Genomic DNA, 17,382 nt, shown 5'->3' on the forward strand with positions numbered 1-17,382 from the left:
CGGGCGCGCCCTGCGGCGCGGAGGCGGACGCGGACGCCGAATCGGCCACACCCGCCGGCGCCGATGCGGCCGCAGCCGGGTCCGGCGACGCCGCGGCACCGTCCACCGGACGCAGATCGGCATGCACGGACAGGTTGGCACGCAACGCCGAAGGGCTGAACAACTGCGGGTTGATGTGCTCGCCGTTGACGAGCAAGTGGGTAAACGGCACCTTGCCGAACGGCGTCAGGTCCGCCTCGGCGCGGCCGCGCAGGCGGTCGCCGCTGGCGTCCACTTCCGCGCGCAAGGCGGCGAGCGAGCCATGCACATTGGCGCTGATATCGAACGACTCCTTCTGCCAGCTGCCTTCGAGCAAAGCCGCGCCGCTCAGCGCGAACGGCGCCTGCGCGGCGATCTGCGCGCTGGCGGCGAGCTTGCCGTAGGGCGTGACCAGCCGGTCGATGCTGAGGCGGTGGCGCTGCCCGTCGGAATGGAGCGCGCCAGCCAGGTCGGAAAACACCATCTCGCCCGGCGTGGCCGGCGGGCCCTGCAACAGCGCCAGACGCGCCAGCGTGAGCACATCCACATCCACCGCGAGCGGCAGTTCGAGCGACTTCGGCAGCGTGGCGGGCGCGCTGTCCGGCTCGGACGGCGGCAGGCGCAGCGTCACCGCGCCGATGCGCAGCCAGTTCACGTGCAGCCGCGCCGGCGACCAGCCGAGCGACCAGTCGCCCTCGACGCGGTCCACCGTCACGCGTGTCTCGCCGCTGGCGAAGACCACATCGCGCAGGCGCAGCCCGTGCGCCACCGTGCCGCCCTCCAGCTTGCCGGACAGGGTGCCCGCCGACAGCCGCGTGGCCAGCGACCACAGCTGGCGCGTGCCGGGCTCGGTGCGCAACGCCAGCACCGCCGCCAGCACCACGGCCGCCAGCGCCAGCAACAGCAGCGCCGCCAGCCAGGCCAGCCAGCGCCCCAGGCGCCGGCGGCCCGGGCGCGGCGGCGGCGGCGCATTGTCGCGGGCGGGCACCGGAGGCATGTCGGGAATGCTCATGCGGCGGGTCCTTTGCGGCCGGGTTCGCGCATCGCCATCAGAATGCGACCCCCAGCGAGATATGCGGGCGGAACTGCTTCTCCTGGATGCCGTAGGCTACGTCGAGCTGCACCGGGCCGACCGGGCTGCGCCAGCGCGCGCCGATGCCCACGCCGTTGTAGAGCTTGACGCCGCTGAGGTTGTCGGTCGCGGTGCCGGTGTCCCAGAACACCGCCATGCCCCAGTCGTGCAGGAACCAGTACTGGTATTCCAGGCTGGCCGTGCCGAGGTACCTGGCCGGCAGCACGCTGGCACCGTTGCGGGTGCCGATGGACTGGTAGCTGTAGCCGCGGATCGAGTCCGTGCCGCCGGCGCGAAAGCGCAGCGAGGCCGGGATCTTGGTCACGTCGCCATGGGTGATGTCGGCGCCCAGCTCCAGCCGCGCCACCACCAGGTCGCGCTTGCCCACCGCGATGTACTGGCGGATGCGGCCGTAGACGCGGAAGAAGGTCTCGTCGCTGAGCACGTGCTTGGCGGCCACGCCCAGCTGCGTGTTGATGACGTTGCCGCGCCGGGGAAAGACCGGGTTGTCCACGTCGCGCCGCGCCCAGGCAAAGGCCGGCACCAGCGCATGGCTGAGCTGCTGCGGCTGGCCGAACGGCTGCAGGTTGTCGTAGTAGTAGTCCAGCGAGAGCGTGGTGTCGTACTTCTCGCGCGAGCGCGAGCGCTTGAGGCCGGTGCGCAGGCTGGTCAGGTCGGTGCTTTCCACGTCGATGGTGCGCTCGTAGCTGCCGTAGACGCTGTTGCGGTAGGTCCGGCTGTCGGGCGGCATGGCGACCTCGGCGAAGGCGTACTGGCGCTTTTGCTCGAGGCGCCCCTGGGTGTCGAGGACCCAGGCGCGGTTGAACAGGTTGTAGTACGAATAGCGGCCTTCGACCTGGGCGCCGGTATCGGTGGTGTAGCCCGCGCCGGTCGACAGCCGGTGGGCCGGATACTCGCGCACCCGCACATACACCGGCGCGACGACGCGCTCGGCGTTCTGGTCGACCTTGTTCTCCTGGCCCTGCACGGCATCGCCCTGCTCGCCGAGGTCGATCTGCACATTGGAGAAGTACGGCTGGTTCTGGATCGCGCGCTGGAACTCCAGCAGCCGCTCGACACGATAGGGCTCGCCCTCGCTCAAGGGATTGACGTTGCGGATGATCTGCTCGGGGTAGCGGCGCAGGCCGCTGATGCGCAGCGGCCCCAGGCTGTAGGCCGGGCCGCTGGCATAGCGCGCGCTCAGGTCGGCAGCCTGCTCGTCGGGGTCGACGCGCGCCTGCGAGCTGGCCAGCCGCGCGCCGTAGTACGTGTGGCTCTGCAGCTCCACGAGCGCGTCTTCCTTGGCCTTGGCCCAGTCCGCCTGGCGAAACGGCTCGCCCACCGGCAGGCCCCACTTGGCACGCAGCTCGGCCACCTGCGCGGGCGACTGGGTGGCGGCAGGGCCGCTCACGCCGACCTCCACCGCGCGGATCAGCGTGCGCGCGCCGGGATCCACGGTGAGATGGACGGTGCGCTCGTCGCCGCTGCCCTCCACCCGCGTGGTGGTGGCCGGGTCGAAATAGCCTTCGGTGGAGGTGAACTGGCGAACCTGCTCGGCCACGGTCTCGACCATGTAGTCGAACTGGTCCGGCGAGATATCGTCGCGCGTGCGGTAGCGCGAGAGATCGAGGTGCTCCTCGAGCATTTCCTTGATGGGCTTGGGCGCGTCCACCTCGACCTTGTAGCTGGCCGTGGCCGGAAGCGCGCACAGGGCCAGTGTCGCCAGCGCCGTCGCGGGCAGCAGCCGCGGCCATCCTGGCCGGCGGCACGGGGCGGACGGCTTCCCCGGCGTCTGGCCGGAGGGCGCGGCGGGCAGCGTGCGCTCGTTGCCTGGATCCATCCTCATCGATCGGTGCACAACATGCGAAGTCGACATTTGACCACACCCGCGCGCCCGGCCTGCCGCGGCAGGCGAAAAAGTCCCGCGTGCACGCCCGAAATCCGGCATCGGCGGGCAAAACCGCGCGCAAACCCCTGCCCGGGGCTGCCGATACGGTAAAATCCCGGCTGTTCTCCAATCTCACCTACTTTCCCCGCCATGGCCTACGAATCGGATATCACCCAGTTCCTGAAGTCGCTCAAGGAAGAACGTCCTTCCCTGGAGGCCGAACAGCGCCAGGGCCGCGCCCTGCTGTGGGACAAGACCCCGATCAACCTCGAGGAAAGCGAGCGCGCCGGCGCCTCGCGCGTGGCGCAAAAGCCGTACGTCTACTCGCTGGACTAAGGCACCCGGTCCGCCGCCCCCGCCCCCGATGAACCAGAGCGAGCAGGACAAGCTGTCGCCGCCGGTCGAGCTGCCCGGCGTCGCGCCCGGCCAGGACTCCACGCCGGCGGCAATCGACGGCATGGCCTTCGCCCGGCTGTACGGCGAGCCGCTGTTCAAGCTGCCGCAGGATCTCTACATCCCGCCGGATGCGCTCGAAGTCTTCCTCGAGGCTTTCGAAGGGCCGCTGGACCTGCTGCTGTACCTGATCCGCAAGCAGAACTTCAACGTCCTCGATATCCCCATGGCGCAAGTGACGCGCCAGTATCTTTCGTATATCGAGCAGATCCGCAAGAGCAACCTGGAACTGGCCGCCGAGTACCTGCTGATGGCGGCCATGCTCATCGAGATCAAGTCGCGCATGCTGCTGCCGGTCAAGAAGAGCGACAGCGACGAGGAGGCCGAGGATCCCCGCGCCGAACTGGTGCGCCGCCTGCTGGAATACGAGCAGATGAAGCTGGCCGCCCTGCGCATCGACCAGGTGCCGCAGCTCGGCCGCGACTTCCTGCATACGCAGGTCTATATCGAGCAGAGCCTGGCGCCGCGCTTTCCCGACGTGGAAATGTCGGACCTGCAGGCCGCGTGGGCGGACGTGCTCAAGCGCGCCAAGCTCAACCAGCATCACAAGATCTCGCGCGAGGAATTGTCGGTGCGCGAGCACATGAGCCACATCCTGCGCCGCCTGCAGCATGCGCGCTTCATGGAGTTCACCCAGCTCTTCGATGAGGCCGTGCGCTCAGGCAAGGGCGTGCCGGTGGTGGTGGTGAACTTCATCGCCATGCTCGAGCTGGCGCGCGAAGCGCTGGTCGAGATCACCCAGGCCGAGCCCTTTGCGCCGATTTATGTGCGATTGGCGTACATTCCCAACTAGGCCGCGCCGATAAGCGCCGTCCGAACGGCGCCACATGCTCTACAATCCGCCGACAGCGGGCGCCAAGAAGCGCGCCGGACGGGCGCGCCGGGCACACTCCTACCACGACCAGCACACCAACTTCATGAAAGTCATTTCCTCCATTCACGAGTTGCGGGACCAGTTGCGCGGACAGAACCGGGCGGCCTTCGTGCCGACCATGGGCAATCTGCACGAAGGCCACCTGTCGCTGATGCGGCTGGCGCGCCAGCACGGTGACCCGGTGGTCGCCTCGATCTTCGTCAACCGGCTCCAGTTCGGGCCCAACGAAGACTTCGACAAGTACCCGCGCACGCTGCAGGATGACATCGAGAAGCTGCAGAAGGAAGGCGTCTACGTCCTGTTCGCGCCCACCGAGCGCGACATGTACCCCGAGCCGCAGGAATACCGCGTCGAACCGCCGCACGACCTCGGCGACATCCTCGAAGGCGAGTTCCGCCCCGGCTTCTTCAAGGGCGTGTGCACCGTCGTGATGAAGCTGTTCTCGTGCGCGCAGCCGCGCGTTGCCGTGTTCGGCAAGAAGGACTACCAGCAACTGATGATCGTGCGCCGCATGGTCAACCAGTTCGCCTTGCCGATCGACATCGTGCCGGCCGAGACCGTGCGCGCCGACGACGGCCTGGCACTGTCCTCGCGCAACCGCTACCTGCAGCCCGACGAGCGTGCCGAAGCACCCGTGCTCTACAAGACCCTGCACCAGGTGCGCGACACCGTGCTGGCGGCCAACAGCGCCAGCGCCGACCTGCTCGCCATCGAGGCCGGCGCGGTCTCCGCCCTGGCAGCGCGTGGCTGGAAGCCGGACTACGTGTCGATCCGCAAGCGCGTGGACCTGCAGGCGCCCAGCCGCGACGAACTGGTCGCCGGCGAGCCGCTGGTGATCCTGACCGCGGCCAAGCTGGGCGCGACCCGGCTGATCGACAACCTCGAAATCTGAACCCGGTCCTGCCGGCACGAAAAAGGGGCGTCCTTGGACGCCCCTTTGCTTTGGCACGCTGACGCGATCGCTGCCGCGCCGGTCTCAGGCGCCCAGCTTCACCTCTTCCTTCTGCGTCGCCTTCACCCCGACCCTGGCCCGCGCCATCGTCCGCACCATGTGGCGGCGGTGGCCGCGCCGCCGCTTCCACCAGATCAGGAAGCCGGTCACGCCGAACATCAGCGGCACCAGGCCGAATACGGAGATAAACACCCGACCGGGCAGCCCGAAGGCCTCCCCGGTGTGCAGCGGATACATCCAGTTGAGGAAGGTGTCGCCGGCGGGTGCGTTCATCGGATCGCGCACCGCCACGCGCTGGCCGGTATGCGTGTCGAGCCAGAGACGGGTGGCGCCGGTGTCGCGGCGGACCTCGCCCGGCTGGCGCAGCCGCACTTCGAAAGGATCGCCGGGCTTGCGCGGGAAGCTCAGGCGGGTGACTTCCGCGGCAGGATAGAGCGCCTGCGCCGCGCTGACCGCCTGCGCCGCGCCGAGCAGCGGCGTGCCGGCCGGCGCCGGCGCCGACACCTGCTTGACGGGCGGCGTCACCGTCATCACGCTGGCCACGATGGGCGTCACCCACTTGGGCAGGTTCAGGTACCAGCCCGAGAAAGCCATGGTGGCCAGCACGGGGGCTGCGAAAATGCCGCCGGCCCGGTGCAGCGAGTAGTTGAAGCGCGACCATGAGCCGCCGTGGCTGACGCGGAACGCGTGCAGCAGCGCACGCGGCCTGAGCTTGGGCCACCACAGCGACACGCCAGCGATGATCATCACCAGCAGCATCATGCCGGTCACGCCGAGGATGGTGCGGCCGGTCTCGCCCGACAGCAGGTAGTGATGCAACTGGAACAGGGTCGGCATCAGCAGCGGGCGCGACAGGCCTGGCTCGCCCCAGACGCGTTCGCCCTTTACCGCCAGCGTGACCGGATCGACCATGACCTGGCGCGAGCGGCCCTCGCCGCCCGGTCCCTTGACCGGGTACCAGGCGATGAAAACCTGGCGCGGCGAGGATGGCAGCATCAACATGCGCGGGCGGCCGTAGTGCGGATCGGCCTCGAGGCGGTCGGTCACCGCCTTGACCGTGGCCGGGGCCAGCGGCATCGGCGCGTCGGCCGTGGCCGTGAGCAGCTCGGGGTTGATCAGCGCATCCAGTTCGTCGCGCCAGGCAATGGTGGTGCCGGTCAGGCCCAGCATGATGAACAGCAGCCCCAGCGACAGGCCGATATACAGGTGGATCTTGACGATGACGACGCGCAGGCGGCCGGTGACCATGGGAACTTGGACCAGTGTGGGGGTTGGGTACGGCGCATCGCGTGCCGGCAGAAGCACGCCGCGCGCTGCCGACAAGATGAGAATGCGAAAGATTCGCGATTCTATCAGGACGGCCCGCAGGACGGGCGTCCGCAGCGCATCAACGCCGGCCTCCACCGCGCTTGCGGCAAAATGACGATCCACGGCCCACGGCGGCCGCCAGGACTGTTGCACCGACCATGACCAAGACGATCGAACTCACGCCTGCCGGCCCGCAAGACGCCGCGCTCGTCGCCAGCCTGCATACGCGCAGCTGGCAGTACACCTACCGCGGCCTGCTGCCCGACAGCTACCTGGCGAGCGAGGCACCGGCCCAGCGCCTGCGCGCCTGGCACGCGCGCCTGGTGGAAGGGGCGGAGGCGCCGCTGGAAGTCACGCTGGCGCGCGTGGACGGCGAGCCGGCAGGCTTCTCCTGCCTGCTGCCGGCGTCGGAGCCGGAATTCGGCATCTATCTCGACAACCTCCATGTGATGCCGGAGTTTCATGGCGTTGGCCTGGGCAAACGCCTGTTCGCCGCTTGCGCGCGGCGTGTCGCCGCGGGCTGGCCGGGGCAGCCGCTGTTTCTGTATGTACTGGATGGCAATGCGCAGGCGCGCGAGTTCTACCGGCGGCTCGACGGCATCGAGAGTGAACCCTTCGACGATCTGTTTCCCGGCACGGACCTGACCGTGGCAGTGCGCCGCGTCACTTGGAAAGACGTGGGCGCGCTGCTTGCCCGGCTTGGCGCCTAGCCTGCCGGCGCGTTGCGTGCGGCCGACGCACGGGCCGGCTCGAGCCAGCCGATGATCGGCTGCCATTGCTCCCAGTCGCGCGCCACGCGCGACGGCGCCACATCCCACAAGGTCAGGCCATGCGCGGCCAGCTGCACATAGTTCTGCGTGTCGCGCAGGAAGCCCAGCACCGGCAGCTCCAGTCCCGCCACGAAGCGCTGCAGCTGCTCGGCGGCGCGCGTGCGCAGGTCCACCCGCATGCCGATCACGCCGACTTCCACCTCGCCATGACGCACGCGCTTGTCGTCGGCCAGGCGCGTCAGGAAATCCTGGGTGGCAAGGATATCGAACAGGGAAGGCTGCAGCGGCACCACCACGCGGTGGGCCAGCTTCATCACGTCGTTGAAGCGCCAGCCGTGCAGGCCGGCCGGGGTGTCGAGCACGACGTGGGTGATGCCCTTGGGCGGGCGCGCGATATGGTCGGCGCCGATCTCCCAGGTCTGGATCGCGGGCGCCGTGGGCGGACGCAGGCCCAGCCAGGCGCGCGAGGATTGCTGGCGGTCCGTGTCGCCCAGCATCACCGCGTGGCCGGCGCTGGCGAAGTAGCCAGCCAGGTTGGTGGCCAGCGTGGTCTTGCCTACGCCGCCTTTGGGATTGGCGATCACGACTACGGGCATGGGCGCTCTCCGTAAGCGATTTCCATGGCGGCCGCCATGGGACGCGCCGCACCGGTTCCGCCGTGGCCGTTCTCGCGGTGGCCAGCCTGGCCGCCACTGCGCCGGGCCCGCGGCGGCGCGGGCCCGCGTGCGAGTTTAGCAGTTGCCGCCCGCCCTGTGGCTCAGCCGGCGGGTACTTGCAGCGGTGCCAGCAATGCGTCCAGGTCGAGGTGCGCGGCCAGGGTGTCGGCCAAGCGTTCCAGCGACGCCTCGCGCAGCGCGGCCAGGTCCACGCCGCCGGCGCGCGCCAGCCCGGCCCAGCGCAGCAGCGCGCCACAGGCGGCCGGCTGGTCGAACAGGCCATGCACATAGGAAGCCAGCACCTGGCCGTCTTCGGACTGCGCTCCGTCCGGGCGCCCGCCGTCGAGCCACAGTGCCGGACGCGCCAGCGCGGGGCCGCGGGTCACGCCCATGTGGATCTCGTAGCCGCCGACCACGGCGTCCTGCGCCTCCAGCGCCAGGCGCCCCGCCACCACGCGCAGCTGCTTGTGTGGTGCCAGTTCGGTGTCGTAGTCCAGCAGGCCGAAGCCATCGCTGCCGCCGGCCGGGCCTTCGTGGCCGGCCGGATCCTCCACGCGCCGCCCCAGCATCTGCATGCCGCCGCAGATGCCGATCACCTTGCCGCCATAGCGCAGGTGCCGCCGCAGCGCGGGTTCCCAGCCGTTGGCGCGCAGGAAGGCCAGGTCGGCGCGCACGCTCTTGCTGCCGGGCAGCACGATCAGGTCCGCCGGCGGAATCGGCATGCCGGGGCCGACGAAACGCAGGTCCACCTGCGGGTGCGCGCGCAGCGCGTCGAAATCGGTGTGGTTGGAAATGCGCGGCAGCACCGGCACGATCACGCGCAACAGTTCGCCCTCCTTGGCCGCCTGCGCGCCGATGATGGCGTCCTCCGCATCCAGGTGCAGGCCGTGCAGGTAGGGCAGCACGCCCAGCACCGGCTTGCCAGTGCGCGCCTCCAGCCAGTCCAGGCCCGGCTCGAGCAGCGCGATGTCGCCGCGAAAGCGGTTGATGATGAAGCCCTTCACGCGCGCGCGCTCGGAGTCGGACAGGCAATCCAGCGTGCCCACCAGGTGGGCGAACACGCCGCCCCGGTCGATATCGGCCACCAGCACCACCGGACAGTCCACCGCCTCGGCAAAGCCCATGTTGGCGATGTCGCGGTCGCGCAGGTTGATCTCCGCCGGGCTGCCGGCGCCCTCCACCAGGACCACCTCGTAGGCCTCGGACAGGCGCCGGTGCGACGCCAGCACCGCCTGCATCGCCACCGGCTTGTAGGCATGGTAGGCGCGCGCGTTCAGGTCCATGCGCGCCTGGCCGTGGATGATGACCTGGGCGCCGGTGTCGCTGCTGGGCTTGAGCAGCACGGGGTTCATGTCGGTGTGCGGCGCCAGCCCGGCCGCTTGTGCCTGCAGGGCCTGGGCGCGGCCGATCTCGCCGCCGTCGGCGGTGACGGCGCTGTTGAGCGCCATGTTCTGCGGCTTGAAGGGCGCCACGCGCACGCCGCCGCGCGCCAGTACGCGGCACAGGCCCGCCACCAGCGTGCTCTTGCCCGCGTCGGAGGTGGTGCCCTGCACCATCAGGGTACCGCGCAAGCCACCCGGCAGCCCGCCGGCGCCAGCTTTGGAGAGAGGTTTTTGCATCGCGGGATTATCGCATCGGTGCATGGCGGGCTGGCGCCATCGCAGGGCGTGCGATCCCCGGATGCGCCCGCTACAATACCCGGATGACTTCGGCCCACGCATCCGCCACCGCTACCGAGCCTGCCAGCACCTCGGCCACCACGCCGCAGGGCGAACGCTCCCCCCGTGCCGCCGCAGCGCCGCATGCGGCCGCCGCGGCCGGACCCGCGCGCCAGCTCACGCTGGTGCTGGGCGGCGCGCGCTCCGGCAAGAGCCATTTCGCCGAGCAACTGGCCGCCGACCACGCGGCGGCCACCGGCGGCCCGGTCACCTATATCGCCACCGCGCGCCATGACGACGACAGCGCCGACGAGGAAATGCAGCTGCGCATCGCGCTGCATCGCGCCCGGCGCCCGAACGAATGGGGCCTGGTGGAGGCGCCGCTGCAACTGGCCGACGCCCTCTACGCCAACGCCACGCACGACGGCTGCATCCTGGTCGACTGCGTCACGCTGTGGCTCAACAACCTGATCTTCCTCGATGCGCGCAGCTATCCCGAGCACGGCCTGGTGACGCCGCCGGCCGCCTTCACGGAGGAAATCGACGCGCTGCTGACCGCGCTGCCCACCCTGCCCGGACACGTGATCCTGGTTTCCAACGAAATCGGCTTCGGCGTGGTGCCGATGGGCGCCATCACGCGCTTCTATGTCGACGAACTGGGCCGCCTCAACCAGAAGCTCGCGGCCGCGGCCGACCGCGTGCGGCTGGTGGTGGCCGGCATTCCCATCAGCGTGAAAGGCGCCGATCTGGCGTGCTGATGCTGTCCTTGCCTGCGTTTCCCCTTGCGCTTTCGTCCTGGTGGACATTTCCCGCAATCCCCTGGCCGGCCTGCGTGGCCGCGGCCGTGGCCGGCGTGCTGCTGGACCAGTGGCTGGGCGAGCCGCGCCGCTGGCATCCGCTGGTGGGCTTCGGCAACCTGGCCGCCGCGCTTGAGCGCCGCCTGAACCGCGGAGGCGCGCCGCTGCGCCGGCGCGCCAGCGGCTTGGCAGCCTGGACACTGATGGTGGTGGTGCCTGCCGCGCTGGCCGCCGTGCTGGTGCAGGCGGCAGCGCAACTGAGCGTGGCGCTGGCCTGGCTGCTGCACGCGCTGGCGTTGTACGCGGCGCTTGGCGCGCGCAGCCTGGCCCAGCATATCGCGCCGATCGCCGAGGCCCTAGCGCAAGACGATCTCCCGGCGGCGCGCGACCTGACCGCGCGCATCGTCTCGCGCGACACCGCCGGGGCAGACGCCGAAGCCTTGGCCCGCGCGGCCTGCGAATCCGCGCTCGAGAACGGCAACGACGCCGTCTTTGGCGCGCTGTTCTGGTTCCTGCTCGGCGGCGCGCCGGCCGTGATCGCCTTTCGCCTGGCCAATACGCTGGACGCCATGTGGGGCTACCGCACGCCCCGGCTGCTGTATTTCGGCTGGGCCGCCGCCCGCCTGGACGACCTGCTCAACCTGATTCCCGCACGGCTGACCGCGCTGTCGTACGCGCTGCTGGGCCACACCAGGCAGGCCCTGCGGTGCTGGCGCGCGCAGGCGCCGGCCTGGTCGAGCCCCAACGCGGGTCCGGTCATGGCCGCCGGCGCCGGCGCCGTCGGCGTTGCGCTGGGCGGTCCCGCGCGCTACCACGGCGAATGGGAGGACCGTCCGCCGCTGGGCGCTGGCACGCGCCCCGGATGCGCCCAGGTACGCGCCTGCCTGCGGCTGGTCCAGCGCACGCTGTGGCTGTGGCTGGCCGCCGCCTGCGCCAGCGCCGCCGTCCCCTGCCTCCTGCATTACGCCATCGCATGACCACCCAGATCCGCCACGGCGGCGACCTGCTCGCCGCCGTGCGCCGCTACGGCCGGCCCGCGGCCGGATGGCTCGACCTTTCCACCGGCATCAATCCCGACGGCTATCCGGTGCCCGCCCTGCCCGCCGAGGCGTGGCAGCGCCTGCCGCAGGACGACGACGGCCTGGCCGCGCTCGCCGCGCAGGCCTATGGCGCCCCGCGCGCGCTGCCGGTGGCAGGCTCGCAGGCTGCCATCCGCGCCCTGCCGCTGCTGCTCAGGCCCGGGCGCGTAGGCGTGGCCGCGCAGGGCTACAGCGAATACGCGCCCGCCTTCGCGCGCGCCGGGCACGACGTGGTGCCCCTGGCCGAGGCGGATTTCGCCCAAGCCGGCCTCGCCGCGCGGCTCGATCACCTGGTGGTCGTCAACCCGAACAACCCGACCGCGCGCACGCTTGCCCCGGCCACCTTGCTGGCCTGGCATGCCGGGCTGGCCGCGCGCGGCGGTACGCTGCTGCTCGACGAAGCCTTCATGGATTGCACACCGGCGCTGTCGCTGGCGGCACTGTCCGGCCGGCCGGGCCTGGTGGTGCTGCGTTCGCTCGGCAAGTTCTACGGACTGGCCGGCGTGCGCTGCGGCTTCGTGCTGGCGCGAGCGGACCTGCTGGCCGCGCTGGACGCGCATCTGGGCCACTGGACCGTGGCCGGCCCTGCCCGCGCGGTGGCACGCCTGGCGCTGGCCGACACCGCCTGGCAGGACGCAACGCGCGCCCGCCTGCAGCAAGCGGGCGACCGGCTCGCAGCGATGCTGCGCGCGCATGGGCTGGTGCCGGCGAGCCATCCCTTGTTCAGCTGGGTGCCGCACGCCGACGCGGCAATCCTGCACGACGCGCTGGCGCGGCAAGGCGTGTGGACGCGGCTGTTCGAGGCGCAGGACGGTGTCCTGCCGAGCCTGCGCCTGGGCCTGCCGCCGGCATCGGCGCAAGCCTGGCAGCGGCTCGATGCCGCGCTGGCAAGCGCATGCGCCACCCACTTTTCCGACCGCACCCTGGATTCCCGATGAATGAAACCCCGCTGGCCGCCCGCATCCTGCTGACACTCATCACGCTGCTGGGCGGTGCGCACTGCGCCGACGCCGGCGCCGCCGTCTCGGTGGTCGACGATGCCGGGCAGACCGTCACGCTGGACCAGCCCGCGCGGCGCGTGATCTCGCTGGCGCCGCACGTCACCGAGCTGCTGTTCGCGGCCGGCGGCGGCGCGCGTATCGTCGGCACCGTGAGCTACAGCGACTACCCGCCGCAGGCACGCGAGATCCCGCGCGTGGGCGACAACAAGGCGCTCGACCTGGAGCGCATCGCCGCGCTCAAGCCGGACCTGATCGTGGTGTGGCGCCACGGCAATGCGCAGAAACAGACCGACCGCCTGCGCGCGCTCGGCCTGCCGCTGTTCTTCAGCGAGCCACGCAAGCTCGAAGGCATTCCCAGCAATATCGAGCGCATGGGCGTGCTGATGGGCACGGAGGCCACCGCCAGCGGCGCCGCCGCGAGCTTCCGCCAGCAGGTCGACAAGCTGCGCCAGGCCTATGCCGCGCGGCCGCCGGTGACGGTGTTCTACCAGGTCTGGCAACAGCCGCTGATGACCCTCAGCGGCCAGCACCTGATCAGCGACGTGCTGGCGCTGTGCGGCGGGCGCAACCTGTTCGCCAGCGAGTCCCTGCTGGTGCCCACGGTATCGGTGGAAGCGGTGGTGGCGGGCAATCCCGAAGTGATGATGACGGCGGCCATCGGGGCCACGCGCTCGGACCGCCCCCTGCCCGATTTCTCCATGTGGGAGCGCTGGAAGCAGGTCACGGCGGTGGCGCGCGGCAACCTGTACGCCATCGATGGCGACCTGGTCAACCGTGCCGGGCCGCGCCTGGCGCGCGGCGCGGAAATCATCTGCAAGGACCTGGACAACGCGCGAGCCAAGCGGCCGGCGCAGTAGCGCCCTGGCGGCACCTCACACGCGGTTCCACCACCGCAGGCGCGGCGCGCCCTTGCCCAGTGTGAAGCGGCAGCTGGCGCCGAACGCGAGATCCCAGCCCAGCGTGGTGGCCAGCGGCACGCCGAGCCAGTGCGCGGCCAGCATGCGCATCGGGCCGGCATGCGTGACCACCCAGATGCAATCGCGCGACTCGGCGGGCAGCGCATCGGCCCACGCCACCACGCGCGCCATGGCCGTGGCGGCGCTTTCGCCACCGTGCGGCCTTGCGTTGAGCAGGTCGGCCGCCCACGCGTCCAGCTCCGCGCGCGGCACCGCGTCCCAGGCAAGGCCTTCCCAGCTGCCGAAATCCAGCTCGCGCAGGCGCGCGTCCGGCTCGGGCACGAGCGCGGCTGCCAGGCCTTCGGCAAGCAGGGATGCGGTGGCGCGCGCGCGCGCCAGCGTGCTGCAGAGAATGCCCTGCGGCCGCAGCCCTTCCAGCGCCGCCAGCATGCGCGCAGGCGCCGGCGAGACAGGCTCGGCCAGCGCCAGGTCGAGCGCGCCGTAGCAGATGCCTGGCGCCACCTGCGGCTGCGCATGGCGGATCAGGACCAGGTCCATGCCGCCGCCACCAGGTAGATCAGGATCTCGGCCAGCTGCTGCGCCATGCCGAGGCAGTCGCCGGTATAGCCACCGATGCGCCGCACGAAATAGCGGCCCAGCAGCACGCGCAGTACCAGCAGCGCGGCCAGCGCCGACCCTGCAAAGGCGGGCGACACCAGCACCAGCGGCACCGCGCCGCACGACAAGGCAAAGACCAGCCCGATGCCGCCCAGGCGTTGCGCCACCGGCTTGGCCTTGCCCTCGGGCCGCACGTAATCGAGCGTGGCGAGATAACTCACCGCCATCGCGCGGCTGGCCGCATGCGCGGCCACCAGCACCAGCAGCAGTTCCGCCATGCCGCCGCGCGCGGCGATCGCTACCAGCAACTGCCACTTCAGCAGCAGCGCCACCACCAGGGCGATGGCGCCGAACGCACCGATGCGCGAGTCATGCATGATGCGCAGCACATCCTCGGGCCGGTAGCCGCCGCCGAAGGCGTCCACGCAATCGGCCAGGCCGTCTTCGTGGAAGGCGCCCGTGGCCAGCAGGGTCACCGCCATGCCGAGCAGCAGCGCCACGCCGGGCGGCCACCATTGCAGCGCGCCCCAGCTCGCCAGCGCGCCGAGCCCGCCCACCAGCAGGCCCACCAGCGGGAAGTAGCGCGCCGCCGCGTTCAGGTAGTGCGGCGCAAACCCGACCCAGCGTGGCACCGGCACCCGCGTGAAGTAGCCGACCGCGGTCAGGAAGTAGCGAAGTTCATCGAGCATGGGCCGGTACGAGAGAGAGGTCCGCCGCAGTCTACGCCGATGCCGTGCTGACGCCCGCGCCGCCGAAGGTGGCCATCTCGCGCAGGAAGGCAGTGGCGGACACCAGCAGCGGATAGGCCAGCGCGGCGCCGGTGCCCTCGCCCAGGCGCAGGTCCAGCGCCAGCAGCGGCTCGGCGCCGAAATGCGCGAGCAGGCTGCGGTGGCCGTGCTCGTGCGAGCAATGCGAGAACACGCAGTAGTCCAGCACCTCGGGCGCCAGGCCCTGCGCCACCAGCAGCGCGGCCGAGGCGATGAAGCCATCGACCAGGATCACCATGCGGCTGGCCGCCGCGGCCAGGAAGGCGCCGGTCATCATGGCGACCTCGAAGCCGCCGAACGCGGCCAGCGCATCGAGCGGCTCGACCGCATCGGCATGCAAGGCCAGCGCCTGCGCCAGCACCGCGCGCTTGTGCGCCAGGCCGGCGTCGTCCAGCCCGGTGCCGCGGCCGATGCATTCGTCGATCGGCGTGCCGGTGAGCCGGCTCGCCAGGCAGGCGGCGGAAGAGGTATTGGCGATGCCCATCTCGCCGAAGGCGATCACATTGGTGCCTTCCTGCGCGTGGCGCAGCACGCGCGCCATGCCGGCCGTGAGCGCGGCCTGTACCTGCCCGGCGCTCATCGCGCGCTCCTGCGCGAAGTTGCGCGTGCCCGCCGCGATGCGGCAGTTGACCAGCCCGGGCGCGGCCGGCAGCGGCGCGCGCACGCCGGCGTCCACCACCTCCAGCGACAGGCCGTGCTGGCGCGAGAACACATTGATGGCAGCCCCGCCACCGAGGAAGTTGAGCACCATCTGCGCTGTCACCTCGGCCGGATAGGCGCTCACGCCGGTGTCGGCGATGCCATGGTCGCCGGCGAAGACGATGACCGCAGGGCGCTTGAGTTCGGGCGCGGTGCTGCCGGTGATCAGGCCGATCTGCAGGGCCAGCGCCTCGAGCCTGCCAAGCGCGCCCAGCGGCTTGGTCTTGGCGTCGATGGCGGCCTGCAGGGCGGGGCGCAGGGAGGCATCCAGGGGAGCAATGACGGGAAACTGCATGATGTTCGAGACCACGGTTACGGTTGGGTTGATCGATAGCGCGAGCGGCGCCTACATTTCGATGCCGCGCTGTGCCTTGATGCCCTGCTTGAACGCGTGCTTGACCGGGGTCATCTCGGTCACGGTGTCGGCCGCGTCGATCAGCGCCTGCGGCGCGCCGCGGCCGGTGATCACCACATGCTGCATCGGCGGGCGGGCGCGCAGGTCGGCGATCACGGTGTCCACGTCCAGGTAGTGCAGCTTGAGCGCGATATTGAGCTCGTCCAGCAGCACCAGCTCGACGGCCGGGTCGCGCAGCAGCCCGCGCGCCACCTCCCACGCGGCTTCGGCCTTGGCCACGTCGCGTGCGCGGTCCTGGGTCTCCCAGGTGTAGCCCTCGCCCATCACGTGGAAGGCGCAGTGTTCCGGAAAGCGGCGCAGGAACATTTCCTCGCCGCTGGGGATCGCGCCCTTGATGAACTGCACCACGGCGGCCTGCATGCCGTGGCCGAGCGCGCGCACCACCATGCCGAAGCCGGAGCTGGACTTGCCCTTGCCGTTGCCGGTGGTGATGACGATCACGCCGCGCTCGTCCCGGGCGGCGGCGATCTTGGCGTCCACCACGTCCTTCTTGCGCGCCATGCGCGTCTTGTGGCGTTCGTCGCGGCCGGCGTCGCCGGTTGCGGGATTGGCGTCGGATGCGGCGCCGGATGCGGCGCCGGATGCGGCGCCGGATTGGGGTTCGTTCATGATGAGGTTCCGTCTTGTCCGGTAGGTCCGCCATGCAGCGGATGAAAGGCGCCGTGCGCGATCAGCGCGGTATGCCGGCCGTCGCTGACGCTGACGATGGGGGTGCGCAGCGCATGCGAGCAGTTCGCCGGCGTGAGGACGTCGGCCGCGGGGCCATGCAGGCACAGGCCGTCCTCGGCCAGCAGTAGCGCGTGGGTGGCATAGCGCCGCGCCAGGTTGAGGTCGTGCAGGATCACCACCACGGCGTGGCGGCCGGCCCGCGCCAGGCCGGCCAGCGTGTCCAGCACCATGATCTGGTGGCGCAGGTCCAGGTGCGCGGCCGGCTCGTCGAGCAGCAGCAGCGGCGCCTGCTGCGCCAGCGTGGCGGCCAGCGAGACGCGCTGGCGTTCGCCGCCGGACAGGGTCAGCACGTCGCGCGCGGCCAGCGCATCGAGATCCAGCTCGCGCATCACCGCGGCGACCACGGCGTCGTCCTCGCGGCGTGCCCAGCCCCAGCCCGAGAGATGCGGGTGGCGGCCCACCGCGACCGCATCGCGCACGGTCATCGAGAAGGTATCGCTCACCGCCTGCGGCAGGTAGGCGCGCTGCAGCGCGAGCGCCGCCGGCGCGATCTCCGGCGGCGCGCGGCCGTCGAGCAGCACGGCACCGCCGTCGGGCTTGCGCAGCCCGGCCAGCACCGACATCAGCGTGGACTTGCCGACCCCGTTCGGGCCAACCACGCACCACAGCTCGCCGGCATGCACGGACAGGCTCAGGCCATCGAGCAGCGCGCGCGCGCCCGCCCGCAGCTGCAAGGCCTGCAGCGCCAGCGTGGGACAGTTCGAGGCAGGTTCGTTCCAGGTCGGCATGAGC

The 17,382-nt window shown here is 71.0% G+C and carries 17 protein-coding genes and 1 pseudogene; 8 read left to right on the plus strand and 10 right to left on the minus strand.

Annotated features, from left to right (window positions below; all coding sequences use genetic code 11):
* Window positions 1–1,030 (minus strand): annotated as a pseudogene (locus AC1DKV_RS26505) (translocation/assembly module TamB domain-containing protein); the annotation flags it as partial.
* Window positions 1,031–1,067: 37 nt separating this feature from the next.
* Window positions 1,068–2,930 (minus strand): autotransporter assembly complex protein TamA, encoded by a 1,863-nt coding sequence (locus AC1DKV_RS26510; protein ID WP_441650044.1) that lies wholly within the window; start codon window positions 2,928–2,930, stop codon window positions 1,068–1,070.
* A 198-nt stretch (window positions 2,931–3,128) separates the two neighbouring features.
* On the opposite strand from AC1DKV_RS26510, the gene AC1DKV_RS26515 reads away from it, so the two are divergent.
* The 3 genes from AC1DKV_RS26515 (at window position 3,129) to panC (ending at window position 5,197) form a co-directional block, all read left to right on the plus strand.
* On the plus strand, window positions 3,129–3,314 hold the full coding sequence (locus AC1DKV_RS26515; protein WP_441623169.1) for a DUF3460 family protein: 186 nt from the start codon (window positions 3,129–3,131) through the stop codon (window positions 3,312–3,314).
* A gap of 28 nt (window positions 3,315–3,342) precedes the next feature.
* Window positions 3,343–4,224 (plus strand): segregation and condensation protein A, encoded by an 882-nt coding sequence (locus AC1DKV_RS26520; RefSeq protein WP_441623171.1) that lies wholly within the window; start codon window positions 3,343–3,345, stop codon window positions 4,222–4,224.
* Between the two features lie 124 nt (window positions 4,225–4,348).
* Entirely contained in the window at window positions 4,349–5,197 is an 849-nt protein-coding gene (panC, locus tag AC1DKV_RS26525; protein WP_441623227.1) for a pantoate--beta-alanine ligase, read from the plus strand.
* 84 nt (window positions 5,198–5,281) lie between these two features.
* Here the strand turns inward: panC and AC1DKV_RS26530 are convergent, their stop codons facing one another.
* Window positions 5,282–6,505 (minus strand): PepSY-associated TM helix domain-containing protein, encoded by a 1,224-nt coding sequence (locus AC1DKV_RS26530; RefSeq protein WP_441623173.1) that lies wholly within the window; start codon window positions 6,503–6,505, stop codon window positions 5,282–5,284.
* Window positions 6,506–6,723: 218 nt separating this feature from the next.
* Between AC1DKV_RS26530 and AC1DKV_RS26535 the strand changes: the two genes are divergently transcribed.
* Complete coding sequence (locus AC1DKV_RS26535) at window positions 6,724–7,275, plus strand: GNAT family N-acetyltransferase (protein ID WP_441623175.1); 552 nt, start codon at window positions 6,724–6,726, stop codon at window positions 7,273–7,275.
* On the opposite strand, the gene AC1DKV_RS26540 is transcribed toward AC1DKV_RS26535, so the two are convergent.
* Window positions 7,272–7,931: a nucleotide-binding protein gene (locus AC1DKV_RS26540; RefSeq protein ID WP_441623177.1), complete on the minus strand. Its 660-nt coding sequence runs from the start codon at window positions 7,929–7,931 to the stop codon at window positions 7,272–7,274. The two genes, AC1DKV_RS26535 and AC1DKV_RS26540, sit on opposite strands and share 4 nt — an antisense overlap.
* Before the next feature lie 161 nt (window positions 7,932–8,092).
* Window positions 8,093–9,547 (minus strand): cobyric acid synthase, encoded by a 1,455-nt coding sequence (locus tag AC1DKV_RS26545; protein ID WP_441623229.1) that lies wholly within the window; start codon window positions 9,545–9,547, stop codon window positions 8,093–8,095.
* A 146-nt stretch (window positions 9,548–9,693) separates the two neighbouring features.
* On the opposite strand from AC1DKV_RS26545, the gene cobU reads away from it, so the two are divergent.
* From cobU to AC1DKV_RS26565, 4 genes are read left to right on the plus strand one after another with little or no spacing between them, the layout of a single operon-like run.
* Window positions 9,694–10,407 (plus strand): bifunctional adenosylcobinamide kinase/adenosylcobinamide-phosphate guanylyltransferase, encoded by a 714-nt coding sequence (gene cobU / locus AC1DKV_RS26550; RefSeq protein WP_441623179.1) that lies wholly within the window; start codon window positions 9,694–9,696, stop codon window positions 10,405–10,407.
* A complete protein-coding gene (gene cbiB, locus AC1DKV_RS26555) occupies window positions 10,407–11,423 on the plus strand; it encodes an adenosylcobinamide-phosphate synthase CbiB (RefSeq protein WP_441623181.1) in 1,017 nt (338 codons plus the stop codon). Before cobU ends, cbiB begins: the two co-directional genes overlap by 1 nt.
* On the plus strand, window positions 11,420–12,463 hold the full coding sequence (cobD, locus tag AC1DKV_RS26560; RefSeq protein ID WP_441623183.1) for a threonine-phosphate decarboxylase CobD: 1,044 nt from the start codon (window positions 11,420–11,422) through the stop codon (window positions 12,461–12,463). The genes cbiB and cobD overlap by 4 nt, the downstream gene beginning before the upstream one ends.
* Window positions 12,460–13,383 carry a cobalamin-binding protein gene (locus AC1DKV_RS26565; protein WP_441623185.1) on the plus strand — a complete coding sequence of 308 codons (924 nt, stop codon included), beginning with the start codon at window positions 12,460–12,462 and terminating at the stop codon, window positions 13,381–13,383. The genes cobD and AC1DKV_RS26565 overlap by 4 nt, the downstream gene beginning before the upstream one ends.
* 15 nt (window positions 13,384–13,398) lie before the next feature.
* On the opposite strand, the gene cobC is transcribed toward AC1DKV_RS26565, so the two are convergent.
* From cobC to AC1DKV_RS26590, 5 genes are read right to left on the minus strand one after another with little or no spacing between them, the layout of a single operon-like run.
* Window positions 13,399–13,980, minus strand: a complete 582-nt coding sequence (gene cobC, locus AC1DKV_RS26570) for an alpha-ribazole phosphatase family protein (RefSeq protein ID WP_441623187.1) — start codon at window positions 13,978–13,980, stop codon at window positions 13,399–13,401.
* Window positions 13,965–14,729 carry an adenosylcobinamide-GDP ribazoletransferase gene (locus tag AC1DKV_RS26575; protein WP_441623189.1) on the minus strand — a complete coding sequence of 255 codons (765 nt, stop codon included), beginning with the start codon at window positions 14,727–14,729 and terminating at the stop codon, window positions 13,965–13,967. Before AC1DKV_RS26575 ends, cobC begins: the two co-directional genes overlap by 16 nt.
* Window positions 14,730–14,760: 31 nt before the next feature.
* A complete protein-coding gene (gene cobT, locus AC1DKV_RS26580; protein WP_441623191.1) occupies window positions 14,761–15,801 on the minus strand; it encodes a nicotinate-nucleotide--dimethylbenzimidazole phosphoribosyltransferase in 1,041 nt (346 codons plus the stop codon).
* A gap of 51 nt (window positions 15,802–15,852) precedes the next feature.
* Complete coding sequence (gene cobO / locus AC1DKV_RS26585) at window positions 15,853–16,530, minus strand: cob(I)yrinic acid a,c-diamide adenosyltransferase (protein WP_441643596.1); 678 nt, start codon at window positions 16,528–16,530, stop codon at window positions 15,853–15,855.
* Complete coding sequence (locus AC1DKV_RS26590; RefSeq protein ID WP_441623195.1) at window positions 16,527–17,378, minus strand: ABC transporter ATP-binding protein; 852 nt, start codon at window positions 17,376–17,378, stop codon at window positions 16,527–16,529. Before AC1DKV_RS26590 ends, cobO begins: the two co-directional genes overlap by 4 nt.
* Window positions 17,379–17,382 lie beyond the last annotated feature (4 nt).

This window comes from Cupriavidus sp. 05T41, from assembly GCF_056396525.1.